At 47.0% G+C, this 25,056-nt stretch carries 18 protein-coding genes and 2 rRNA genes (1 of these 20 cut by a window edge); 14 read left to right on the forward strand and 6 right to left on the reverse strand.

Annotation, left to right across the window (positions count from 1 at the left end):
• A 23S ribosomal RNA gene (locus ACKU40_RS02005) occupies positions 1 to 1,292 on the forward strand (it extends 1,644 nt beyond the left edge of the window).
• Positions 1,293 to 1,375: 83 nt separating this feature from the next.
• Positions 1,376 to 1,490, forward strand: a 5S ribosomal RNA gene (gene rrf / locus ACKU40_RS02010).
• 92 nt (positions 1,491 to 1,582) lie between these two features.
• Here rrf and ACKU40_RS02015 read toward each other — a convergent pair.
• Positions 1,583 to 2,629, reverse strand: coding sequence for a DUF6765 family protein (locus ACKU40_RS02015; protein WP_320174869.1), 1,047 nt, complete (start codon positions 2,627 to 2,629; stop codon positions 1,583 to 1,585).
• A gap of 217 nt (positions 2,630 to 2,846) precedes the next feature.
• On the opposite strand from ACKU40_RS02015, the gene ACKU40_RS02020 reads away from it, so the two are divergent.
• Genes ACKU40_RS02020 through ACKU40_RS02030 form a run of 3 tightly spaced genes read left to right on the forward strand, consistent with a single transcriptional unit; the run spans position 2,847 to position 6,471 of the window.
• On the forward strand, positions 2,847 to 4,652 hold the full coding sequence (locus tag ACKU40_RS02020; RefSeq protein WP_320174870.1) for an SLC13 family permease: 1,806 nt from the start codon (positions 2,847 to 2,849) through the stop codon (positions 4,650 to 4,652).
• Between the two features lie 51 nt (positions 4,653 to 4,703).
• Positions 4,704 to 5,714, forward strand: a complete 1,011-nt coding sequence (locus tag ACKU40_RS02025; RefSeq protein WP_320174871.1) for a radical SAM protein — start codon at positions 4,704 to 4,706, stop codon at positions 5,712 to 5,714.
• Positions 5,707 to 6,471, forward strand: a complete 765-nt coding sequence (locus tag ACKU40_RS02030; RefSeq protein ID WP_320174872.1) for a TylF/MycF/NovP-related O-methyltransferase — start codon at positions 5,707 to 5,709, stop codon at positions 6,469 to 6,471. The genes ACKU40_RS02025 and ACKU40_RS02030 overlap by 8 nt, the downstream gene beginning before the upstream one ends.
• Before the next feature lie 63 nt (positions 6,472 to 6,534).
• On the opposite strand, the gene ACKU40_RS02035 is transcribed toward ACKU40_RS02030, so the two are convergent.
• The 4 genes from ACKU40_RS02035 to ACKU40_RS02050 all read right to left on the reverse strand — a co-directional run bounded on the left by ACKU40_RS02035 (position 6,535) and on the right by ACKU40_RS02050 (position 10,080).
• Positions 6,535 to 7,848, reverse strand: a complete 1,314-nt coding sequence (locus ACKU40_RS02035; RefSeq protein WP_320174873.1) for a TRAP transporter large permease — start codon at positions 7,846 to 7,848, stop codon at positions 6,535 to 6,537.
• Positions 7,849 to 8,334, reverse strand: a complete 486-nt coding sequence (locus ACKU40_RS02040) for a TRAP transporter small permease (protein ID WP_320174874.1) — start codon at positions 8,332 to 8,334, stop codon at positions 7,849 to 7,851. It abuts the gene before it with no gap.
• A 77-nt stretch (positions 8,335 to 8,411) separates the two neighbouring features.
• Entirely contained in the window at positions 8,412 to 9,422 is a 1,011-nt protein-coding gene (locus ACKU40_RS02045) for a TRAP transporter substrate-binding protein (protein ID WP_320174875.1), read from the reverse strand.
• Positions 9,423 to 9,453: 31 nt separating this feature from the next.
• On the reverse strand, positions 9,454 to 10,080 hold the full coding sequence (locus tag ACKU40_RS02050) for a TetR/AcrR family transcriptional regulator (protein ID WP_320174876.1): 627 nt from the start codon (positions 10,078 to 10,080) through the stop codon (positions 9,454 to 9,456).
• Between the two features lie 155 nt (positions 10,081 to 10,235).
• Between ACKU40_RS02050 and ACKU40_RS02055 the strand changes: the two genes are divergently transcribed.
• Positions 10,236 to 11,612: a sulfite exporter TauE/SafE family protein gene (locus ACKU40_RS02055; protein ID WP_320174877.1), complete on the forward strand. Its 1,377-nt coding sequence runs from the start codon at positions 10,236 to 10,238 to the stop codon at positions 11,610 to 11,612.
• Here the strand turns inward: ACKU40_RS02055 and ACKU40_RS02060 are convergent.
• Positions 11,602 to 12,561: an MJ1477/TM1410 family putative glycoside hydrolase gene (locus ACKU40_RS02060; protein WP_320174878.1), complete on the reverse strand. Its 960-nt coding sequence runs from the start codon at positions 12,559 to 12,561 to the stop codon at positions 11,602 to 11,604. The genes ACKU40_RS02055 and ACKU40_RS02060 overlap by 11 nt on opposite strands.
• A gap of 287 nt (positions 12,562 to 12,848) precedes the next feature.
• Here ACKU40_RS02060 and ACKU40_RS02065 point away from each other — a divergent pair, with 287 nt between their 5' ends.
• The 8 genes from ACKU40_RS02065 to pelF are packed head-to-tail and all read left to right on the forward strand — an operon-like array spanning position 12,849 to position 25,053.
• The gene (locus ACKU40_RS02065) at positions 12,849 to 13,409 is read left to right on the forward strand and encodes a GNA1162 family protein (RefSeq protein ID WP_320174879.1); all 561 of its coding nucleotides are present in this window, start codon (positions 12,849 to 12,851) and stop codon (positions 13,407 to 13,409) included.
• Positions 13,328 to 14,242: an endo alpha-1,4 polygalactosaminidase gene (locus ACKU40_RS02070; protein ID WP_320174880.1), complete on the forward strand. Its 915-nt coding sequence runs from the start codon at positions 13,328 to 13,330 to the stop codon at positions 14,240 to 14,242. Before ACKU40_RS02065 ends, ACKU40_RS02070 begins: the two co-directional genes overlap by 82 nt.
• A complete protein-coding gene (locus ACKU40_RS02075) occupies positions 14,226 to 16,310 on the forward strand; it encodes a DUF2194 domain-containing protein (protein ID WP_320174881.1) in 2,085 nt (694 codons plus the stop codon). The genes ACKU40_RS02070 and ACKU40_RS02075 overlap by 17 nt, the downstream gene beginning before the upstream one ends.
• A complete protein-coding gene (locus ACKU40_RS02080) occupies positions 16,307 to 19,147 on the forward strand; it encodes a tetratricopeptide repeat protein (RefSeq protein ID WP_320174882.1) in 2,841 nt (946 codons plus the stop codon). Before ACKU40_RS02075 ends, ACKU40_RS02080 begins: the two co-directional genes overlap by 4 nt.
• 37 nt (positions 19,148 to 19,184) lie before the next feature.
• Positions 19,185 to 21,029, forward strand: a complete 1,845-nt coding sequence (locus ACKU40_RS02085) for an SPOR domain-containing protein (RefSeq protein WP_320174883.1) — start codon at positions 19,185 to 19,187, stop codon at positions 21,027 to 21,029.
• A 29-nt stretch (positions 21,030 to 21,058) separates the two neighbouring features.
• Positions 21,059 to 22,468 carry a GAF domain-containing protein gene (locus tag ACKU40_RS02090; RefSeq protein ID WP_320174884.1) on the forward strand — a complete coding sequence of 470 codons (1,410 nt, stop codon included), beginning with the start codon at positions 21,059 to 21,061 and terminating at the stop codon, positions 22,466 to 22,468.
• Between the two features lie 10 nt (positions 22,469 to 22,478).
• The gene (locus tag ACKU40_RS02095) at positions 22,479 to 23,561 is read left to right on the forward strand and encodes a HEAT repeat domain-containing protein (RefSeq protein WP_320174885.1); all 1,083 of its coding nucleotides are present in this window, start codon (positions 22,479 to 22,481) and stop codon (positions 23,559 to 23,561) included.
• Positions 23,548 to 25,053 (forward strand): GT4 family glycosyltransferase PelF, encoded by a 1,506-nt coding sequence (gene pelF / locus ACKU40_RS02100; RefSeq protein WP_320174886.1) that lies wholly within the window; start codon positions 23,548 to 23,550, stop codon positions 25,051 to 25,053. Before ACKU40_RS02095 ends, pelF begins: the two co-directional genes overlap by 14 nt.
• The last annotated feature ends 3 nt before the right edge of the window (positions 25,054 to 25,056 follow it).

Consider the following 25,056-nt stretch of genomic DNA (forward strand, 5'->3'; position numbering starts at 1 on the left):
CCAACACAGGTAGTCGGGTCGAGTAGACCAAGGCGCTTGAGAGAACTCTGGTTAAGGAACTCGGCAAAATGATCCCGTAAGTTAGCGAGAAGGGATGCTCCAGACGGTGACTTGATTCACTTAACGAGCTGTTTGGAGCCGCAGAGAATCGGGGGGGGCGACTGTTTACTAAAAACATAGGTCTCTGCTAAGTCGTAAGACGATGTATAGGGACTGACGCCTGCCCGGTGCTGGAAGGTTAAAAGGAGGTGTTAGGCTTCGGCCGAAGCTCCGAATTGAAGCCCCAGTAAACGGCGGCCGTAACTATAACGGTCCTAAGGTAGCGAAATTCCTTGTCGGGTAAGTTCCGACCTGCACGAATGGCGTAACGATCTCCCCACTGTCTCAACCAGAGACTCAGTGAAATTGAATTACCAGTGAAAATGCTGGTTACCCGCGGTAAGACGGAAAGACCCTGTGCACCTTTACTATAGCTTGACATTGGGTTTAGGGCTATCATGTGTAGGATAGGTGGGAGGCTTTGAAGCCGGCACGCCAGTGTCGGTGGAGCCATCCTTGAAATACCACCCTTGATAGTCTTGAATTCTAATCCAATGCCGTTATCCGGCTTGGAGACAGTGTCTGGTGGGTAGTTTGACTGGGGCGGTCGCCTCCCAAAAAGTAACGGAGGCTTGCAAAGGTTCCCTCAGGCTGATTGGAAACCAGCCGTCGAGTGCAAAGGCATAAGGGAGCTTGACTGTAAGACAGACATGTCGAGCAGGAACGAAAGTTGGTCTTAGTGATCCGGTGGTTCCGCATGGAAGGGCCATCGCTCATAGGATAAAAGGTACGCCGGGGATAACAGGCTGATCGCATCCAAGAGTTCACATCGACGATGCGGTTTGGCACCTCGATGTCGGCTCATCACATCCTGGGGCTGAAGCAGGTCCCAAGGGTTCGGCTGTTCGCCGATTAAAGTGGTACGCGAGCTGGGTTTAAAACGTCGTGAGACAGTTTGGTCCCTATCTACCGTGGGCGTAGGATAATTGAAGAGGGTCTGTCCCTAGTACGAGAGGACCGGGGTGGACGAACCTATGGTGTTCCTGTTGTCACGCCAGTGGCATTGCAGGGTAGCTAAGTTCGGAAGGGATAACCGCTGAAAGCATCTAAGCGGGAAGCCTGCCTCAAGATTAGTTATCCCTATGCTTTAGCATCTAAAGATTCCAGGTAGACCACCTGGTTGATAGGCTGGAGGTGTAAGTGCAGTGATGCATTCAGCTGACCAGTACTAATAAATCGTGCGACTTATTTTTCTTCTCTTCCCTTAACTTTAAATAGTTAAGGTTAATCTTCTCTATTTCAACCATATATTTTTGCTCAAAAGCAAGCTAAATTTGCTTGCGGCCATTGAGGAGAGGTCACACCCGACCCCATTCCGAACTCGGAAGTTAAGCTCTCCATCGCCGATGATACTGCTAGGTAGCTAGTGGGAAAGTAGGTCGCCGCAAGCTTTTTTATTTCGAAGCCCCCTTGTTAATTCAAGGGGGCTTTACTTGTTGGCGCAGGGGGATTTTCGAGTGTTGAGGGATTTGAGGGGCGGATCCTAAGCGACTACGATATCATATTTGGGAAGTAGGTCCCGCAATACGAAATGTCGATGATAGGATGCCGCTTTGTAGAAATTGTATACCGGCGATTGCAGGATAAGCGATGAATGAGCGTTGTTGTCCAAAGCTTTTCTCTCTCCGTTCCATACATCCCCCAGATACTCTGGCATAATTTCTGCTCCTTCAGTAAAGTTGGAGGTTTCGTTCTCGAATGATTTAATCCAGTTTTCACAACGCTTATCTTCATCATGTTCGGGATATGATAAGATCTCCTGCAAACTGGCTTTGATTTGGGAGAAGTTGCGATGCTTGCCTTCATAAATGCTCTTATCTGTCTCACAAGCAGCTCGAAACAAATTATAAATGGCTTCAGATCCGTCCATGAAGGTTTGCAGGTTGTTTCGGTTACTGGGAGTTCCGTTTTCATACTTGAAATTCCATTTGAGAAACGGTTGGTCCGGATATGTATATACACCTCCGTGACCCAATTTACGTGAGCCGAACTCAGCAGCCCCGGTTTTTAGCTTTTCCAAAAAATGACACGCCTTGTCTTTCAGGTTATTGAATATGTTGGGGTCTGCATTCGCCACCAGTTCAATACTTAAAGTATCCACGTCATTCACATCAGAACTCATTCCTGAAAAACCGTAATGAGAAAATGTGTCTGCGTAGACATGTGCCGTAATGCCAATCAATTGCTGATAGAAATCCTTGTCTGTCTTACTCAGATGATTGGCTACCATCTTTCGCGCAATTTCACTGTCTTGAGTACAGACAATCCTTTCATTAAAGGTCCTGCCTTCTCCGCCGGGAAGAAAGTGAAAAGGCACCCAGACCACTCGCTGGTCATCAGGAAGAATGTTTTTTACATCTTCACAATGATGTGCTGTCGGCCTTGAAATGAGGCACGCCTTATCTGTGAAATCAATGTTTTCTTTCTTGGCATTATCATCCACAAATTGAGAAGCAGAAGCTATGATCTGTGCAGCTTCAGGTTTGATACCTGCAGCTCTGGCTAACGCGTAAGTCCCGTAGTAATGCATGTCTTTTTGTATCTATGTCTCCTTATTATTTTTTATTTAAAGTGCATCGTTTTATTTATATAAGTCAAGTGGAATAAATAGACTATGCCGTATTAGATGAAGTGAAGCGATTAGTTGATTGTTCCTTTAGATCAAACTCCTTCTTGTCTTAAAAAAAAAACTCAGGCATTTTAATAATGTCTGATAATTATCAAATAAAAGGAAAAGCCTGCTCGTTATGTCTATCACTCCAGATATTATCTTAGTTCTCGCAGTCCTATTTTTAGTCGTACTTTTCTTTATATTTGAATGGGTACGCGTAGACATGGTCGGTATTATGGTCATGGTCTGCTTGCCTTTGCTCGGTCTGGTCACGCCGCAGCAGGCTATCAGCGGGTTGAGTAGTAACGCCGTAGTTTCTATCATTGCTGTTATCATTATTGGGGCAGGCCTCGATAAGACCGGTGTAATGAATAAACTTGCCCAGTTAATTCTCAGGTTTGCCGGAAGAGATGAAAGGAAGATTACTTCTATGGTTTCGGCTACCGTGGCCGGAATATCGGGGTTCATGCAAAATATCGGGGCTGCTGCGCTTTTTATGCCCGCTGCTAAACGTATTTCTATCCAGACCGGAGTTCCTGCCTCTCATATTTTATTGCCTATGGCTTTTTGTGCCATTATCGGCGGTACTCTTACCCTTGTCGGTTCAAGCCCTCTGATCTTGCTCAATGATTTACTGACCGTGCGAGGTGTCAGCTATGAACATTTCGGAATGTTCAGTATGACTCCTATCGGGATCATGCTTATCCTTTCAGCTTTGATTTATTTCAATGTATTTGGAAAATGGATTTTGCCCCATAGTAAGGCCAGTAAGATTAGTGGACCGCTGTCACCTTTGCTGGATAAGACTTACCATGACGTGGGCGAGGTATATGAGATGAAAATACCTGTTCATGGTTTTAATGAGCAGTGTCTTTCTGAGCTTCAAATACGATCAAACTACGCTTGTTCAGTTCTTGCTTCATATAACGCACAAACCCATAAAAGAAATGTTGCGCCCCGTCCTGAAGATACTCTTTGTCCCGGAGATACTATCGCTATAATCGGTGAGGCCATGTTTATTAAAAAACTTGCGGCTGACTATGGCTGGACGTACTCGCATGAGCTGAAAGTTTTCGCTGATGATCTTGCCCCTACCAATTCAGGGATCATGGAAGGGATTGTTTCGCCCAGATCTCAATTTATTGGAATGACCGTGGGGGAGATCCAGCTGCGTAAGAAATTTGGTGTAGTTCCACTGGCCGTTTATGTAGGCCATGAGATGATTATCAGCGACCTTTCCGATATGGTTGTCAGTGAAGGTAATGCTTTTCTGCTACATGGTAAGTGGAGCGCTTTTCATCAGTTCAAGGATCAGAACGATTTCATCTTTACTGAACCGATACAAGGTGAATTGCAGCGTGAAGATAAGGCACCATTTGCCATTGGATGTCTGGCTGTGACCATGTTCATGATTCTGGTATTGGATATTCAGCTTTCCATTGCGCTATTGTTCGGAGCCATGGCAATGATTCTCGGTAAGGTGCTGACTATTGATGAAGCATACCGTTCCGTGGACTGGATGACAGTATTCCTGTTGGCAGGATTGATTCCGCTGGGACTTGCTTTTGAAAATACTGGAGCTGCTAAAATGATTGCCGATATGCTCATGAATGCAGTTGGAGTTCCATCACCAACGGTCCTGCTTATCTGTATAGGGCTGTTAACTTCTTTTTTTACTCTCTTTACTTCCAATGTAGGAGCCACGGTTTTGCTGGTGCCATTGTCCATGAACCTAGCTCTTTCATGCGGTGCTGATCCGCGTGTAGCAGCTATGACAGTGGCCTTGGCTGCTTCCAATACCTTCGTTCTGCCCACGCATCAGGTAAATGCTCTGGTTATGCGTCCGGCAGGTTTAAAGGCTGTTGATTATCTGCGCGCCGGTGCCGGGATGACTATCATATTTTTGGTCGTGTTGGTGGCGGGAATGCGTATTTTCTTTTGAATTAGTCTATGATTTGACTCCATATACTTATTAAATTAGTTCTTTATACATATGTTTGAAGATAAATATTTATTGCATGAAAGGCAGGCCAACAATACTCCTGACCGTTTGCGGACAATTGCTCTGGATGTCACTAATAGATGTAATATGTCCTGTTCGCATTGTTATGCTTCCGTTTTCAAGCAGCAACCTGATGTTGATCTTGAATATCTGAGGAGAGTAACCCGAGAGGCCTATGAACTTGGTGTTTTCCATTATGTCCTGCAGGGCGGCGAGGCTATACTGGAGTTTGACAGATTGGTAAGCATTATTGAAATGATTCATCCTCAGGAAACATATATTAATGTTGTCTCCAACGGCTGGGAGATGGATCATTATAAAATTAAAGAGTTAAAGGCCCTGAATGTAGATAAGATATCCTACAGCCTTGATTCCGGATTTGCGGCTGAGCATGATGAGAACAGGGTGTTTGGTTCATTTGAACGAGTAATTGAAGCGGTTAAGAATACCACAGCTGAAGGGCTGCACTCGGCTGTGTCCACAGTAGTTTCCCACGGGACGATTGAACAGGATAGTTTTAAAAAGGTTTTGGAGATCGCTAAGGAATTACAGGTTAGGGTAGAAGTTCAGGTCGCTATGCCAGTTGGAAAGTGGGACGGGATAAAGGATATACGGATCACCCCTGATGAAGCTGCGCAGTTGAAAGATATTTTTGAAACGCGGGGAACTTTGCCCAATGGTCAGCGTCATATCGGACGTGATATCTATAACTGTAATGGTAAGGATCGTTGTCCTGCTGGGGTAAATTTCATGGCAATCAGTGCCAGCGGCGAGATTTTTCCCTGCAATTTTTGTCAGTACACTTTAGGTAATATAAAAGATGTCTCTTTGGCTGACGCTCGGAAATCCTTACTTACAAGTAAATGGTTTCAGGGAACCCATCCTTGTTGTCTGCTGGGTGAGGATGATGAATTTTTCGATAAATATGTAGCTCCGTATGTCGGGCAGGCTAAGCCTCTGGATGCCTACAAACTTTTTGATCTCAAGGGAAGAAATGACTAAAAAATTCGATGGATTTGCAAAATCTTTGAGCGACTGCGAAGTCGAAGACCAGATTGCAGAACACTGTGAACGATATGGTTTTTCCTCTCTTGATGCTGCTAAGCACTGGATGGTTTTGGGGCGGAGACAGTGGATTAAAAGATTTCTGGCACATTCCGAATTATTCCGCATGACCCTTGATGTTCCCGGTGATATTGCTGAGCTTGGTGTGTTTAGGGGGATGGGCCTATTTACTTGGGCAAATCTGCTTGAATCATACTGCATTGGCGACCGGACCAAAACCGTCTGGGGATTTGATAATTGGGAGGGGTTCACCTCCTTTTCACCTGAGGATGGAAAATCCATCGAAGAATCCAATAAAATGATAGGTGGATTTTCGCCCAAGGATCATTATCAGGAGCTTCTGGATGCGATTAAACTTTTTGATAATGATAGATTTATTCCGCAGAAGCCCAGAATTAAACTAGTTGAAGGGCAGATTGAAGAGACTTGCAGGCAGTTTGTGAAGGATAATCCCGGGGTGCGTTTCTCGCTGATTCATTTTGATTGTGATCTTTATGCACCTACGAAGGCTGCCTTAGAGGCGTTTTGGCCTTTGTTAAGCCGGGGTGGGGTTATTCTCTTTGATGAATATGGGATTCAGCAGTGGCCCGGTGAAACCAAAGCCGTGGATGAATTTTTTGCTGATAAGCCCGGAGTGAAGATTAAGACTTTGCCGTGGACTAACGCTCCTGCCGGATATCTGGTTAAAGAATAGTTGTTAAAATTAAAGCCGCAGCACCATTGGTACTGCGGCTTTCTTCGTTTATATTACTTGTTTTTAATACATTGCCTGCGGCAGATACAAAATTATTTGCGGAAAAATGGCGAAGAGTACTATTCCCACCAGAATTGCCAGCAGGAAGGGCATGGTCCCCTTGAAGATATCCTCAAGGGTGATATCCGGGGCAAATTTTTGGGCCATGCCGTAAACCACGTACACGTTGATTCCTACAGGAGGTGTGATGACTCCGATCTGGGTGATCAGCACTATGATGACCCCGAACCAGATGGGATCGAAGCCAAGTGTCGTGATAACCGGGTAGAATACCGGGATAGTCAGCATTATGAGGGCCAGTGCGTCCATGATGCAGCCGCCGATGAAGTAGACGATTAGGATCATGGAAACGATGATCAGCGGATGCAGGTCGAATGAAGCAGTCCATTCGGCAACATTGAAAGGAATGCGGGTTACGGCTAGGAATTTACCGAAAATCAGCGCCCCGGCTACGAGGAAGAGGACCATTACTGATGTGCGCAGGGTTTCATACAGTGAATTTACGAAAGCCTCCCATGTCAGCTGACGTTTGATTATTCCAAGTACGAGAATCCCCAGTACGCCGACAGCAGCGGATTCGTTGGGAGTAAAGAATCCAAAGAACATACCACCGATTACAAGGGCGAATACGGCGATGGTGTCCATCAGTCCCATGAGAGATTTAAGTTTGGCGCTCAAGGGAAAAGTTTCGCCCTTGGGTCCGAGGCTGGGGTCGCGGTGGCAGACTATGGCAATAGCGATGATGAACAGGATGGTCAGCACTACAGAAGGTAGAATTCCTGCCATGAACAATTCACCGATGGATTGCTCGGTAAGTATGCCGTAGACGATGAGCACGATGCTGGGCGGCATGATCATACCCAGACCACCGCCGGAAGCAACGGAACCGGCTGCGAGGGAGTTGGAGTAACCGTAGCGTTTCATTTCCGGGATACCGACGGTCGCCATTGTGGCAGCAGTTGCAGGGCTGGAGCCGCAGACCGAACCGAATGCAGTGCATGCGGCAACAGTTGCCATGGCCAAACCGCCCTGAATGTGTCCCAGGAAATGGTATGCCGTACTGTAGAGCCTGCGGCTGATCCCACTGTTAAAGGCTAACTGGCCCATGAGGATGAACAGGGGAATAGTGGACAGGCTATATGATGAAAATGTGTCGTAAAAGCTGCGGGAAAGCAGGTTCATGCCGCCTTTCACGGAAATAAGCAAGGAGAACCCGCCGAAGCCGACAAGAGTCATGACGTAAGCCACGGGCATGCGGGTCATTAGCAGGGCCAGCATTACAAAGATGCCGATAATTCCAAGAGTGGTCGGTTCCATTTATTCTTCCCCTTTGAAAAGCATGATGAGTTCTTTCAGCAGGGTGAGAGTGAAGCAACCGAAACCGAAAGTCAGCGCGAAAATGACCATATCAGTGGGTAATTCAAGGGTCATTGAAACTTCCCCGGATTCACGCATTGAGCAGCCGTAAAGATATAGTCTCCATGTAACCAGTCCGAACAGGGCAACACTTAAGGACGTAGTTATGATCTTAACAATGCGTCGGGTGCGGGCATTCATCTTGCTGTAGAGGAATTCCACACCTATGTTTGCCTTTTGGTTTTCGGCATAGCCAAGAGCCAGTCCGGTAGTCAAAACCGCCAGCACTGCCACAATATCCTCGACCCCGAAAATGGGGGTGTTCAGCACGCCGCGTGAAATAATATCCGCCCCGGTTAAAAGGGCCATGCCTATTAAGCATACGGCGGCAATTTTTTTTAACAATGCCTCAAATTTGTTGATGAGGCTTATGACTTGATTACCCACTACAATCTCCGAATTTACGAAATTTCCCCCACTCCGCATAGCAGAATGGGGGAGATTGAATCTATATTGTCCTGCGATTACTGAACGCTGTTCAAAGTTTCTACGGTAAAGTCGAGAATTGCTTTGCCGTCGAGTTTCTTCTTGCCGGCTTTCTCGATGTAATCATCCATCATGGGCGCAGCTTTTTCTTTCCAGCGCTTGCCTTCGGCTTCGCTCAGCTCAATGAACTGTCCACCTTTCTGGGTCAGGAACTCGCGTCCTTCTTTGTCGCTTTCATCCCAGGCCTGACCGTGCTTGCCCGCGAACTCTCTGCTGATTTCCATAATGATTTTCTGATCCTGCTCGGAAATAGCTTCCCATTTATCCTTATTCATGACTGCAAAGAAAGTGGTGGTGTAACCGACGGGATAATCGAGGGTGCAGTAGTCAACGACTTCGCCCATTTTCCAACCCTTGTTGGTTTCCATGGGGTATACGCCGCCGTCAACAACGCCTTTGCGGATGGCCTGATAGCTGTCAGGCATGGACATGGCAACCGGAGCCGCGCCGAGAGCTTTAAGCAGCTGAGCGGAGTTTCCGGTTCCGCGCAGTTTCATGCCTTTGATGTCTTCGAGAGTCTTAACCGGTTTCTTGGCGGTGAAGAGCAGGCCGGGACCGTGGGCATGGAAAAACAGAACCTTTACGTCGCGCAGTTCTTTTGGCTGGAACTTATCGTAAACCGCATTGGCAACCTTGGTTGCAGCTACGCCGGATTTGTAGCCGAGAGGCAGATCAACAGCAGCCATTGTCGGGAAACGGCCACGGGAATATGCCAGCGCAGACATGCCGATATCGGAAAGACCTTCAACTACGCCGTCGTAGCATTGCTTGGCTTTGGTCAGGGTTCCGCCGGGAAAGTAGGCGATGGTCACACGGCCTTCGGTGCGTTTGGTTACTTCCTCTCCCCACTGCTTGGCCAGTTTGGACTGGATGTGGGTGGGCGGGAAAAAGTTTGAGTAGGTAAGGTTAATGGATTTTGCACCTGCTGTGAGCGGCAGGGCGCACATGCACATGGCTGCGGCCACTACTGTAATTAAAAGTTTTTTCATGTTCCCTCCGTTTTTTATCTAAACTGGCTGTTTATTCAGCTTTTTTCAGTCCGTTGGTTAAGGCAAGAGTTACCGCTGCTTCGCGGACGTCGTTAAAATCGATTAGTCCTGGGCCATTGTTGTTCTGGATCATAAACCCGGTTTCAATGGAACTTCTGACCATATATCCTTCGAATAGTACGGTGTTGAATGCTCCGATCTTTTCCGGCGGATAGTCCGTCTCAACAAAATCGCGAACCAGAGCGGCAAAGACTTCTTCGGAAAGACGGTACTGACTCAGGCTCAGGTCTTCGCGCAGTTCCGGCACCCTTGAAGCATAGATGGTAAATTCCAGAAAGACTTTGGCCCAGTTTTGGTCGCGGACAATGTTTTCCAGAAAATCCCAGATAATGTTCATGACCTCTTCAAGGGATTCTGCTTTGTCCAAGCGGTCATCGCGGGAATTGCGATACTCGGTCAGCTTTTCTTCTACGATTTCCAGAAAGAGTTTGTCCTTGCTCACCCAGTGGCGGTAGAAACTGCCTTTGGCGTATCCAGCATATCTGGTGATTTCTGCCACTGTAGTTTCTACGAAACCTTTCTTTCCAAAAAGTTCGTTGGCAGCTTCCATGAGTTCTTTCTTGGTTTGTAGAGATTTTTCCTGTTGTTTTCTGGCCATTTGGTTTTCTGGTTACTTGTTTTTGCGACCTTTGGTCATAAAGTGACCGCTGGTCATTTTTTATGGTGTATAGCTTTGAGCACTATTGCTGTCAACTTCTATCTATGACAACTTGTGGTCAGAGAAACCAAAATTGTTGTGAGGAAATATTAAAAGTGCGAAAGCTGTATATCATATTCAGTATCCTGATCTGTTGCCTGAGTGCTGTTGTTGCCCAAGCCCATCCTTTGGGGGAAGTTGTGCAGGAAACAACAGTTATGAACGAAGGGACGAGGTTGTTGATAGTATATGATACTTCCATCGGGCCTTCCATCACCGCTACACTCATTCCTGATGCCGACCATGACGGCAAGGTCTCCGGCTCAGAGGAAAGAATGCTTTCGCGGGATATTAACTCTTTGTTACTGCCAAACCTGGAAGTCTATTTGGATGATAAGCCGATTGTTCCTGAACTCTATTATGATTCCGTCTCAGCGGCTCCGGGCGGGTATAATAACGGACTACGCTCAAACCTTGTTTACGCCATACCTTTGCCGGAAGATGATTTCGGTAAGCATTACCTGAAACTTTCGGACAACAATTTTCAGACCGGGGAGTTGAAGTGGCTGAAGTGGAAGGTGCAGGCTGACCCGCAATTCAGCATAGTAAGAACTTCACCTGATTCACGGGAATTGAATTATCAGTTTTTTGCCAAGAAAGTTGAAGGACAGGGAACGTCTTTTCCCGTCCCGACTCCAGCGGTGGATGGCAGCGGTCTAAAGCCTGTTCCGCAGGAAGATTCCAGTCAGGCTGCTCTTAAGGATTATCTGGCGCAGGAAAATCTTGGTCCGGGTACAGTCCTGTTCGCTCTTGGGTTGGCATTTTTTTTGGGCATGGGGCACGCGCTCAGTCCCGGACACGGTAAAGCCATGGTGGCAGCATATCTCATCGGGCGCAGCGGGCGTATTCGAGACGCATTCACTCTAGGCACAATTGTTACCATTACCCATGTCGCCAGTGTTATCGTTCTCGGTATTATCGCTCTGCTGCTTTCGCGTTATTTTCTGCCCGGAGATCTTTATCCGTGGCTGGGAGCATTTTCCGGGGCATTGGTTTTCGGAGTCGGATACATGATGCTTGCCCGCAGGGCTGTGCATAGTCACGACCACCACCACGGCCATTCACATGACCATTCACATGAGCACGGCAATGAATCCGAGCCTGTTTCGTGGTGGTCCATGCTCAGCCTCGGCATTGCAGGAGGTATGGTACCCTGTCCGACAGCTTTAGTCGTTTTGCTTGCTTCAGTGGCTTTCGGGCGTATTGTTTTCGGGCTGTTGCTGATTCTTGCCTTTAGTCTTGGACTTGCCGCAGTGCTGATCCTCATTGGGATTCTGACTCTACGAGCCTCGAAGCTTACCGAAAGGTTTTCCGGTTCACGCAAGTGGATTGAAAACCTGCCTGTGCTGAGCGCAGGGCTTGTTATGCTGGCCGGAATAGCTATCGCACTCAACGCTCTGCATGCCGGTGGAATTTTACGGGTTACTTTCTAAACTTCCAAAAATCAGTAATCCCGTCCAATGCAGCATCTGGCGTTGATCCGTAAGGGATCAGCTTGAAATCGAGTCCCTTTACCTGTTTCAGGTAATCAGCGTATTGCGACTTATCAATGTATTCTACATCAAGAATTGTTTTGCCTGCCCCGGCAAGTTCTCTTGCCAATTGCAGGCGGTAGTTTTTATCGCCTTCGCTATAGTAGTTGAAAAGCAGACTCTCAAGCCCGACCATATCTACGGTTTTGAAGTATACGTCCTTGTATTCCGGGGAGCAGTCTTTGAATACTCCCATGCCGTTCTGAGGGCAGATGATGAAATTCTTTCCGGCTTTCGTTCTGGTGTAGTCTCCGATTCTTTTGATCAGCTTGACCATATCGTCTGCGGTGTTCCGTACGTCAATGCCTTGCTCGTGCCAGAACCAGTACGCATCGACTATATCCAGATAAACACCGTCAAATCCGGCCTCGATAATACGGTCCAAATAAGGACGTAATCCCTTCTCCCACCAGTCCTCACGCCAGTATTTTACTTTGAAGTTACCTGCCCAATCAGGGTTTTCTTCTCCGAGAAAACGCGGTGGATTATCTTTCCATTCTTTCTGCCAGTAAAACCGATAATCTTCTGCTTCCCCGATGGAAAAGTAGCAGAGTACGGTTTTATTGAATTTGTGGAGCACGGATATTTCTTTGGCTGAAAATCTGTTTTTATCAGAGCCGTCTTTTGAATAGTCAATTACCAGCAAATCATACGGAGATTCTGCCAGTGTTGCTATTTTAGGACCTTGCAGTTGGTATGCCCAACTGTTGATTTTTATATGCGGTGTAGTCATTCGTGTTTCCTGTTGCGATTGTTTGGCTGCGCTGCTTGAGGGGGGGGCTGGGGTTGTGGATGCACAGGCGGCAATGATGGATAAAAAGGTCAGGATTACTATAGTATGTAATTTCATGCTTATGACTTCCGGTTGAATTTTTATGTTTTGGAATAATAGCATGGCGAAAGATAAAATTAAAGGGTTCAATCTTTGATTGCAGTACAAAATATAATGTAATTTTTGAAGGTTACAAATAAAAATACTTTGCATAGAGATGGATTCGGATTATAGTGTTCTGAATAAATGAATGATTTAGCATATAGCTGTGATTCCAGTTTTTAGTCGGGGATGAATTTGTTATTTAATTCATGTGGTTAATTCGAATTAAAAATTAAAATTTTCGATAAAATAAGGAGGGTGCTGTGAAAAAAAGCTTTTTCACTACTTTGATTTTTATTCTCTTTCTCGCCGGATGTTCCGGTACCTACATGAAAGATTATGTCCAGCCCAACGGGGTTGCCAGTGAAGCCCGTCATGCTGCGGTGCTGCCGCTGGTGAACCTGACCAATACTCCCAATGCAGGACGTATGGTCGGTGACCTGTTGACCACCGAACTCTATGCTTCCACTAAGTTTGATCTCATGGAAACCACCGAAATGCTCAAGCGCATCAAAGGTGATGAAGACGATCTTGAGTTTGTCATGGAAGATGTTGTGGCTCAGAAATTAGGCAGCAAGCTTGGAGTGGACACCGTTATCTATGGTTCTGTGACCGAGTACCAGTACAAGCGCGGGGTTAACCAAAGTCCTACTGTGGGGATCAACCTGCGTATGGTTGATGTCTCTTCCGGTAATGTTCTGTGGGCTTCATCTTCTTCCAAAAGTGGGGGGTGCTTTTTCGGATGTACGGAATCCCTGAACAGCGTAGCGCAGGAAACTCTTGCAGATATGGTGGCAGCAATGTCTTCCGTTTCTGCGCAATAATCGCGCTGCTTGTGGTTACCTTTTCCCTCTTCGGCAGGACTTTTGCTTTTGGCGGAAGTAATGCTGTTGAATCGTGGGCCTGCTATTATGGAAGTGAGGACCGGACGGATGATCTGTCCGGTTTCGATCTGCTGGTCTCTGCTCCCGGAGGGCAGGACCCTGCTCCTTTGCGCGCAAAAGGTGTAAAAGTGCTGGTTTATGTCAGCCTTGGAGAGGTTGCCGCGAACGGACCTTATTTCGAGGAGGCCAAGCACCTTGATCTGCTTGTGAGATATAATGAAAACTGGGACTCATGGGTGGTGGATGTGCGCCGCCCTGAGTGGGCCGAGTTGCTTTTCTCCCGTATTATCCCCGATGCCCTTTCGGCCGGATATGACGGGCTTTTTTTTGATACGCTCGATTCTCCCATTGATATGCAACGCAGGGATCCGGATACCTACAAGGGTACAGAGCGGGCTTGCGTTGATTTGGTCCGTGGAATCAAGATTAAGTTCCCCAAGCTGCTGCTTTGTCAGAACAGGGGATTTGAAATTGTGAGACGCACGGCTCCGTATCTTAACTACCTGTTGATAGAGGGATTGAGCAGCTCTATGGACTTGTCTACTTCCGTCCGTAGAGATGTTTCGGATGAGGAACGTAATTTTCTTATTTCCAAGGCAAAGGCCGCTTTGAAGGTCAATTCCAAGCTGGTGGTCCTGACTCTTGATTATGTCCCTGCAGGAGAAAAGCAGGAAATTTTGAAAGCTTACGATTTTTCCCGAAAGATGGGCTTTATCCCTTATGTCAGTACTCCTGCATTAAACGAGGTGTTTATTCATGCATCTGGTGAATAGGCTTGTTGTCGCATTTCTGATTGTCATCCTTGCTTTGCCCTGTGCTTATGCTGAGCCGGTCAAGCGTAAGGTTCTAGTGCTCTATAACGGAGCGGAAGACCGAACTGCAGTGGATAACAATTTCATTGAAGGCTTTGCCGCACCACTCAATTACCTCGGGTTTTTGTACGAGGTGCGCGATGTGTCGCAGCGTCCTTTGCCTTCAGACAAAGACATGGAGGAATATCGGGCGGTCTTCACCTCATTTTCTGCAGACATGATGAATAATCCTAACGAGTTTCTCAATTGGCTGATCTGGCAGCAGAAGCAGGGTAAGAAGGTCATCATTGCCGGAAATCTGGGGGCTTTTAGTGATTTTAATAATGTTTTGGCAGAGCCTTTGCTGATCAAGAAGGTGTTTTCCAACCTCGGATTTTCATATCAGGGTAATGCCACTAATGATGATTATCGCTTGGAATATAAATCTGTTGATCAGCAGAATATGAATTTTGAGCGGAAGCTCCCATTATTTCCGGAAAAGTATATTCAGATTGTTCCCACAACTGAGGATGTCAGTTCGTGGGTTAGCGTTGCGCTGAAGGGGAAATCGAGTACCGCTGCAGCGGCTGTAGGATTGGGACCGCGTGGCGGATTTGCTCTTGACGGCTATATGCGCTGGCAGGATCCGGTCAATTTTCAGAAACAGTGGTATTTGAATCCATTTGAATTCTTAAGGGTTTCTTTGGATTTGAAAGGTATGCCGGCACTTACCCCAACGACCTTGAATGGTAAGCGGGTTGCCTTTGCCCATATCGATGGAGACGGTTTTGTCGGTTACACCGAGGTCGATCAGAATAAGGTGTGCGGGGAAATTATCATGGAGCGCATTTTTGAGCGCTACGATTTTCCCAATTCTGCCTCGGTAATTGCCGGGGAGATCAATCCGGATGTTAAAGGGAGTCTGGACAATATAGAGATGGCTAAGACCCTTTTCGAACTGGAAAATGTTGAGACTTCCTCTCATTCTTATACCCATCCCTTTGCTTGGAATGCCAAGTTACGGGAATCCAAGGAATACGCTGAAGATTTTGTTGTCGGGCAGTATGAGGTGGCCGGATATAAATTCGATGCCCACTACGAAATTGTGGGGTCATGCGATTATATCTCCGAGAATCTTGCTCCGGTGGAAAAGCCCTGCCGGGTGCTGTTCTGGTCCGGTATGTGTGAGCCAACTGAAGAGCAGGTCGCCATTGCCGATAAGGCTGGAATTCTGAATCTGAACGGCGGGGATACTGTTTTCGATGCGCGTCGCAATTCGTATTTCGGGGTTTCGCCTCTTTATCGTGCCTTGGGCAAGCGTAACCAGATTTATACCGGGCAGGCTAATGAGAATATTCTGACCAACCTTTGGTCCGGGCCGTATTTCGGGTTTCGCAATATCGTGGATACCATGAAGCGGACCGGTTCTCCGCGTCGGATAATGCCCATTGACATCTATTACCATTTTTACAGCGGCGAGAAATTCGCTTCCCTCAAGGCCCTTGAAGATGTCTACGAATGGGCGCTCAGTCAGGATACAGCCAGAGTATATGCTTCCTCTTACATCAGAATGGTTAATGGTTGTCTTGCTGCAAAAGTGGAGAAGATTTCACCGGATAAGTTTGTCTTCACCAATTACGCCGACTGCCTTTCGGTCCGTCTGGACGGTATGGAAAAGGTTCCCGATCTTAAAAAATCCACAAATGTACTTGGCTACGATATCCAGCCTGAAGGTGTTTTTGTGCACCTAAATCCGGGCTCAGTTCGGGCTGATTTGGCTCTGACTACAGATAAAAAGGTTAACGGCAGCGTGCCGTATCTTAGAAACGGTTCCGGCTGGGTACGTAATTTCGAGCGTACAGCAAAGAGTGTGCGCTTTGATTTTGAATGTTTCAGCAAAGGTAAATTTGAGCTGGCAGGTCTTATTCCGAACAGAAAATACAAACTTATCCGCAAGGACGGATCGCCGCAGGAACTTATGACTGACGGTGAGGGCATTTTATCGGTCAAAGATGTTGCTTCCGGACCTATGGAGATTGATCTGATTTGAACATAAAGCTCTGGCGGGTACTGCTTTTCGTACTCATCATAATCGGGACGACCGTACTTATATATCCCTTTCCGAGGGATATGGTCCCGTTGTACCTGCGGAGTGGGGAAATTTCCAAGGCGGCTGATTTACTAAACGAGCTTCTTGAGGAAGATCCTCATGATTTGAGATTGCTGAGGCTTGGTGTGGATGTCTTCCTTGAACGGGGTATGCCGGACAAAGCTATAGCCAGCCTTGAAGAGATTTTAAAACAGAAACCGCGTCGAATTTCTGAATTGCGCAAGCTTGTGCAGGTTTTTGAATGGAATGTAATGCCCCGCGAAGCTCTCCATACCTGGAAAAAGATTTCGAAGATTGAGCCGGAAAAGATGGAACCGCTTGAAAAGATGGTGATGTATTATCGCTATTTCAATATGTTCCCGCAGGAAGTTGATGCAATCATCAAGCTTAATGAATTGCAGGGAGAGAGACCTTTCAGCGGTAATTTTATGCTTGTGCTTAATGATGAAATTGAGCGTCTGGGAAAAGAGCATACCACGACCCCCGATGACCCCTATCTTAATTTCCTGCTTCAGCGGTTGTTCATTGTAGGTGAGCAGTTCAAGGCAGAAACTGAGTTCCGGGCCGAGTCCGGTGAGAAAGTCGATTTTTTGCGGTACGTAATTTATGTGCTGGAGTATTTCGTAGCAGTGGACCGCGTGGAAGAGGGCTATGAATATGCTGCCCGTATGGATAAACAGGCCGGACTTGATATTGAGAGCAGGGTGCAATTGGTTAAGGTTCTGGGCTGGTCCGGTGATTATGACCGGGCATTGGATGTGGCGCAAAGGCTGCTCGAGATCAGTCCTGAAAATGTAGAGCTGCTTACCGAAACCGCATGGATGGCCCGTAATGCTGCGAGGAATGATCTGGCGCAATTGGTGCTGGAAAGATTAGTCAAGATAGAGCCGGATAATACTTCTCATCAGCAGGCGCTCGGCGATGTTTATATGCAGACCGGTAATCACCGCAAAGCTGTAAATCTCTTCCGCAGGCTGGCGGAGCGGGTCGGTAGTTGGCTTGCGTATGCCCATGACATGCTGCGGGCGGCATTGTTCAGTGAAGACCGTGCTCTTATGGCTGAAGTTGTTGAAGATACAAAAGATATAAATATTTCAGAGCCTGATTATCTGCGAACCCGAGGGGCATTGCTGCTGACCCTTGAACGTCCGCGTGAAGCCTATGATGTTTTGCGTAAGGTTGTTGATAGCCCTGGAGCTACTCTGGCTGATTACCAGAGTCTTATAGATGCTGCTGCAACCACCGCAGACAATAAACTTTTGGCCGATACTGTGGGCTTGGCTCTTAAGGTTTTTCCGAATGACATCAAGATAATGCGTACAGCCGGTTCAGCTTACCGCAATATTAACGAACCATATAAGGCTTACCGTATTTATCGCGAATTGCTGAAAAGAGAGCAGGAACAGCAGGATATTCTTGATATGCTGCTGGCCGCTTCTGATACTCAGGATTTGAAGCTGGCAAGGCAGGCTGCCAAGTATGCTGAAAAGATTGCGCCCAAGGATGTAAAGGTAATCGCGCAGGCCGGGGAAATAATGCTTTGGCTGAATTCTCCAAAAGACGGTTATCCCTATTACAAAAAGGCTGCTGTCATGACCGGTGGCAATCGTGAATATGTCATGAACCTTATCCAGATTGCATCTTACACCGGAGATAAGGCTATTTTTCGCGATGCGGCTGAAACCGCCATCAGCCTGCGCCCGGAGGATGAACAGGTTGCCTTGCTTGCTGCTGCGGTATGGGCCGCTGCCGGTGATAGCAAAAAAGCGGAATTGCTCATTTCGCAATTTGCAGGTCAGAGTTCGAAGAATCTCGATATTTTGTACAAGTGGGCGGAATTCGCGGATCAGGCCGGTCTGAGTGAAGAGGCTTATCGAATCTATGATGAGTTGTATTCGCGTGATTACAAGCGTAAGGAAATCAGGGAAAACCTTGCCAGACTGGCTGAATGGACCGCTCGTCCAGCTGTTGCAGCCAAACTTTATTCTGAAATCTCCGATGAAGCTCCGGATAATTTTGATTTCGCCAAACGTGCAGGAAAGTCTTGGGCTGATGCCGGGGAATATCTCAAAGCCGCTGATTACTATGAGCGGGCTGTTGGTATCAAACCTCGTGATTATGAGCTGAAATTGGATCTTGCAAGGGTGTACGGTTTTGCTGAAAAATTTGCGGATCAGATAAGGGTCTTCAGGGAATTGCAAGCCGCAGGAAAACTCCCTGAAACCGAACGCATTGAGCTGGCTCGGGCCTATCTTGATGAGCGTGAACCAGATGCCGCTTTGCGGATTCTGGAGCCTTATGCCCGTTTGAAAAAGTTGCCCCGCTTTGAAGGATTTTTGTTGGCTTCGGCATTGCAGATGGCCGGGCGCGGTAGTGAGGCCTCAGATGTTTATAAAAGGTTGAAAAAAGAGTATATTAAGGACGAAGTCTTCTTGTCCCGACTGGGTGCGGAAGCCTTATTCAATAATTTTCAGACCGATGCTTATGACTTGTTTCAGGCTGCTCTCAAGGTGAACCCGGAAAATCATACCGCGCTCAAGGGGCTTGGTATTATACTTGGGGAACGAGAACAATATAAACAGGCTACAGCTAAGTTGCGGAAATATTTAAGACTGGTTCCCAATGACGCCGAAGGGCGTTATCAATTGGGTGAAATATATCGACTTATGGGCCGCGAGAATGATGCTGTACGCGAGTTTAAGCGCGCTGAGCGCATTCTTCGCCGTGAAGGTCGTGTTAAAGTTTCCGGCAGGAATCTAAATATAATTAATAGGTAGTGTTTTGAAAAAGTTATTTTTTTGGGTTTTTCTTTTGATGACGGTACTGCTGCCGGTCATGCATGGAACTCCGCTCCTTGCGGAGGACACTACCGCTGTGCCTGTTGAAACAAAGAGCGAGATAATTTGGACGGTCAGGGTCAGTTCCTTTCAGGAAGCCGATACGGCATGGAGTTTCATGTCTTACCTGAAAGGTGAAGGTTATTCCCCGGTCATGGTTTATCTTTATGATAGACAGGGAAAAGGCTGGCGCGTGGTTCAGATAGGTGATTATCCTACTCGCAGTCAGGCGAGGGCTGCCGGGCGTCTTTTTAAGGATAAGACCAGACTCGATTATATTGTCCGCTCCATGTCTGTGGCTATGCTTGCAGAGCGTACTCTGGATTCACCCGGAGCTTTACTGCCTCCGCCATCAGCTGGGTTGGTTGCGAAAGTTGCGAATCCGCAGAGGGCAACTGCAAACACTGTTCTGATAGCTGAGCCCGAATTGACCGGTGCTCCTGAATCTTTGTTTTATGAACTGGATCAGCGAGATGTGTTACGGGTTAACGGGCAGAGGCAACAGAAAGTAATTTTAGCCCGTATTATGATTCGTCGCGGTTATGTGGAAGACGGCCTCAGAGAGTATGCAAGACTGCTGAACATTTATCCCGATGATCTGGATTTGCGCGAAGAATATATCGGCGCTCTTATCGATAACAGTGAAACGGCAAAGGCCGAGGCCATGTTGCGCCGCTGGCTCAATCTTGATCCTGAGTCTCCGGGCGCTCTGCGTCAGGAAGCTCGTTTGCGTTTGCTGGCTGGAGACTATTCCGTACAGATTGATACCCTCGATTATCTGTTGCGGTTGCGGCCCGGAGATACCGATTCCATCTCCGCCAAGGCCTACAGTACTCAGCAGGGTGGAGATTGGCTGGGGGCGATTGAAAGTTTTTCCCAGCTTGTCGATGCCGAACCAGATAACTATGAAGCTCGGCAGGCTCTTTCCAGCCTGCTCATGGAACGCAGGCCGCGCCTAGATTTTATCCCCAGTGTTAGCCTGCAATCTGATGAATCGATAACTACCACTCTGGGCAGCCGTTTTTCCATGCAGGTCACAGACCAGACCAGAGGTGAAATATATTACGCTAACACACGTATATATCGTTCGCAGCAGGATGGAGTTGAGCAGATCGATAAGGATGTGAATCAGGCGTCCTTTCTTCTGAAGCGTGATTTTACCCGCACTTTCACCGGTATTGCGGGAGTGGGTGGCTATGATGGAATTGGTTCGGGAGTATCCGGTGCTCTTGGCTTTGATTGGCGCATTCATGATCCCGGAACTTTCTCCGCCATGATCGATTACAATAATCCTTGGCTCGATGAACCTTCAGCAGCCAATTATGAAGGGCACTACAACCAGTTGTCCCTGACCTATGATGGCTTTTATGATGATACCTGGGGCCTATTTCTTAACGGTCAGTTGCGGCAGTATAAGCTTGAATCAGACCGTAATTACGGAGCCAAGGGACTTTATAACGTAATCCTGACCCGCAGGCTTCTTGCTGACCCCGATCTTTTCATTTCTTACTCTTTCTACCGCTCTTTCTTTAAGTATGATGATGAAACTTTCAAGCCGTTTGAGGTGGTGGAAAATGAGAGTATCCACACTCTCAGTGCCAGCTTCAGCAAGTCTATTTGTGATACACTTGTTTTTCAAGCCGCTGGAGGTATCAGGCTTGATGAGTTCAAGAACAGCCCCAGTTATTTCGGGAGTCCGTCATTATCTTTAAGGCTGGGCAGGTTTGATCTGAGTCTCAATTATGAATACAGCAGTGATTCCGGGCTTGCCGGAGGCGGGGAAACCCAGTTGTTCAGCGGGGGGATCGGTTATGTTTTCTAATGTAATTGAAAATATTCAGGCCGGTGAATATGTTTAAAGTCAAAGCAGCAGCCAAGAAATATAAGCTTTCAAAATACTATGAAGTCCTGCTCGGATTGATCGCCATAACTGCGGCCAACCTTATATTTTTTCGACAGGATCCGGGATTCATTTCTGTTTCACCACATCCATACTGGATCGTGGTTCTGCTGACAGCTTCCCGCTATGGATTTGCCGGAGGGCTTTTTTCCGGAATTATGACCGCAATCTTTTTTGTAGTTTTCAAAAGCCTGTCCATTCCTGATATTGAACTGATTGATTTCAGGAGCCTTGCCATGTGGGGTAAACCAATCCTTTTCTTTCTAGTGGGGATTGTTCTTGGTGAGACTCGTCAGCTGCATATCAAGGAATACAATGGTGTCTGCGAAGAAAGGGACGCCTATCACGATGCTTTTGACAAGATCAAAGTCAAGTATGACATACTGAGCGAAGCCAAGCAGGAATTGGACAGCAAGATTCTTTCGCAGGAAAGCACGCTGGGTACTCTTTATGAAGCTGCTCAGGGATTGCGTACTTTGAGTATAGACAGCATTTATCCGGCAGTGCTGGAAATTCTGCGCGAGTTCATGGATGTGGAGGAATGTTCGATTTATCTGCTGGACGGAACTGAATTCCGGCTCGATACCGCTTTAAGGCATGGTAAGAGTTATTTACCTGAAGTTGTTCCATGGGGCGAAAGCTTGATGAGCATTGCTGCTGCCCAGAAGAAAGCTGTCTCCATCCGTGAGATTGCCAGCACTGATAGCATGCCCAGTGGTATAATCATTTCCGCCCCTATTCTGGCTGATAACAATCAGCATGTGGTCGGAGTATTGAATGTTGAGAAGATGCCTTTTCTCAAATTCACCAGCGATTCTGTGCGTGTTGCCGGGCTGGTTGCAGACTGGTGCGGAAGTAGTGTTGAAAATGCCACAGTCTTTGCGGAGACCAAAGAGAAGCTCATTGCTGATGAAATCACTGACGCCTATACCTATGATTACTTCCTGCGCAGACTGCGGGAGGAATTTGTACGGGCTCGCCGTTATGAACTGGATTTGTCCTTGATCATGCTTGAATTTCCGGGCCTTTCTAATGCCTCTGATGAAGGACGTGACGAAGTTCTCATGGCTTTCAGTATGATCCTTAAAAATCAGATTCGTGAAATCGATATCCTGTTTATCAGTGATGAACCGGGGGCTTTTTATCTGATCCTGCCAACCACACCTACCGCTGGAGCGCGGGTGGTGGTCAATAACCTGCTTAGTTCTTTCAAGGCCCTTAGTGTGATGGCCTTTGAAACAGACCAGAATCTTGTGGAGCTTCGTGCCGGTGTGGCTGGCTACACTTTGGGTATGGAAGATCCTGAAGAACTGGTTAAGAATGTGAAAGAGGATATGGTTAGTGTACTTTTTGCGGAGTAGGGTAATCAGAATGGCGCGAATGCGCCTGCTGGGGGCTTTTACTGCTTCTTATATATTTGAAGGTGGAGCTGTGTGGTTCTATCTGAATAGGGAAGCTGTCTCGTGGTACGTATACGCTGCAATTGGAGCTCATGTTTTTTCAGCTTTGTCCTTTGTCCTTTTTACAGCCTCAAAGCCACGTGCCTTGCCCGGGATTGCTTTCTACTATCCCCGTATGGCGGCTCTGTTTACCGTTTTTATGCCTTTGATCGGATTAGCTGGGATTACGCTTACGTTGCTTATGTCCCGTGTTTTCATGAAAAGTTACGGGCTTGCTGAGGATTATAAAGAAAAGGCTTATGAGGGTGGAGGCGTTGATATAGACCTTCCATCTGATATTACAGAATTTTTATATGATGAAATTGATGTCCATCCCATTGCGGATATCTTGACCGGGGATGACATGGAGATGAAGCGTGGGGCCGTTAATTTGCTGCGTCGTATCGGTTCTGCCGAGGCGGTAAAGCTCTTGCGCAAAAGTCTTTCCGATGAAAGTGCCGAGGTCCGTTTTTATGCTCACACCGCTTTGACAAGACTTGAAGAGGATTATGCAGAAGCGGTTGATAAGGCCTGTTTCCGTGCTGATAAGTATGATAGTCCGCAGTCTCATGCAGAGCTTGCATCAGTTTATCGTAATTATGCGCGTAGCGGTTTGCCGGAAGTGAATATGCAGGAACGTTCCATGGGACTGGCATGTGAGCATTGGCGTAAGGCAGTTGAAAAGGATCAGGAAAATAAAGATTACTTGATGCGGCTTGCTGAAGCATATCTGGAAAGTAGAGCTTTTAGCGAAGCGCTGCATATTTACCGTGAGACAATTAAAGAGCCTGTACTCGAAATGGAGTCTCGCCTTGGTATTTGCAGGACTTTTTTTGAAATGGGCAACTTCGTTGCATTGTTCGAAGAGGTAGAAAAGTTGCGGGCTCGCCCTGAACTGGAGTCTCCCGATCCCTTTAAAGCTTTGATTTATAATTTTTGGAGGGAGAAGGTTGAGTCAGGGACAAAAGCGCAAGTAGAATTAGAGTTTAATGAGGTGGGCAATGAGCTCGGATAAGCAATATGATGTCTGCCTGCTTCTTGAGGGCACTTATCCTTTTGTGGCCGGAGGTGTCTCCACATGGATTCACAACCTGATTAAGGGTATGCCGGAGCTGACCTTTACTGCGGTTTGTATTTTAGCCTCATCCAAGGAAAAAGCAGAATATCGCTACGAAGTTCCTGATAACTTTGTTGATCCGAAGATTGTTTATCTTCATGATCCGATTGAAATATCCCGGAGCATTTTCAAGAGGATTTCCGCAAAGGATATGGAGAAGCTCAGAAAATTTCATTACCGTATGGATCGTAATGATATTAGTATGATGAAGGAAATGGTTGAATTGTTCCGTGATGGTAAATTCCCCCTTTCAGAACTTATGCACGGTAAAAGGCCTTGGGATTTACTAGTGGAGCGCTACAAGCCCGAGGGCAATGAAGAGTCATTTATCGATTATTTCTGGACGTTTCGTTTTACTCATTTGCCTATCTTCAAAATGCTGCCACTCGATTTGCCTAATGCTAAAGTTTATCACACTATTTCTACAGGGTATGCGGGCCTTCTCGGGGTTGTTGCCCGTGTTATGACCGGGCGTCCGTTGCTGCTCACCGAGCACGGTATTTATGTTAAAGAACGCAAAATTGAAATTTCTCAGGCAGAGTGGGTATACCGTAAGGAAGATGAGCGGATGCGCATTCAAAGCAAACTTGGTGCGTTCCAGACTTTCTGGATAAGGATGTTCGAACAACTGGCCAGACTGTGTTATGATTACTCTTCGGCTATTTATACCCTTTACGAAGGGAATAGGCAGCTTGAGATTCAGGAGGGGGCTGATCCGGACAAAATCAGGGTGATTCCCAATGGTATCAGTCTTGATAATTTTCTGGGACTCAAGCCTGCTGACCATGACTACATGGGTCAGACTGAGTTTGCCGTAGGTTTTGTGGGGCGTGTGGTACCTATCAAAGACGTTAAGACATTTTTGCGTGCTATCAAGATAGTGGCAATTAAGATCGAGAATCTTAAGGTTTATATCATGGGGCCCACTGAGGAGGATAAGGAGTATTACGAAGAATGTGTTAACCTTGTTCGACTGCTGAACCTTGAGGATGTTGTGGAATTTACCGGAAAGGTCCGGGTTACGGATTACCTGCCTAAGCTTGATTTAATTGTGTTGACCAGCATCAGTGAGGCGCAGCCCTTGGTTATTATGGAGGCGAACTGTGCAGGCGTTCCGGCTGTTGCCTCGGATGTAGGTTCCTGCCGGGAACTTCTGGAAGGGCGTACCGTAGCCGATCAGGCGCTGGGACCATCCGGAATAGTAACTAAAGTTGCGGACCCGGTCAGCACCGGGGAGGCGATCCTGAAAATTTTAACCAGCCCGATCCTGCGCAGCAAGATGTCGAAAGCGGGAATTGAACGGGTGAAGACATTTTACAAAGAGTCGGATCTCAACGAGACCTATTTGAATATTTACAAAGATTATATGGCAATGGATGATCTGGAGTAGCAT

It is taken from the genome of Maridesulfovibrio sp., from assembly GCF_963666665.1.
Lineage (GTDB): Bacteria > Desulfobacterota > Desulfovibrionia > Desulfovibrionales > Desulfovibrionaceae > Maridesulfovibrio.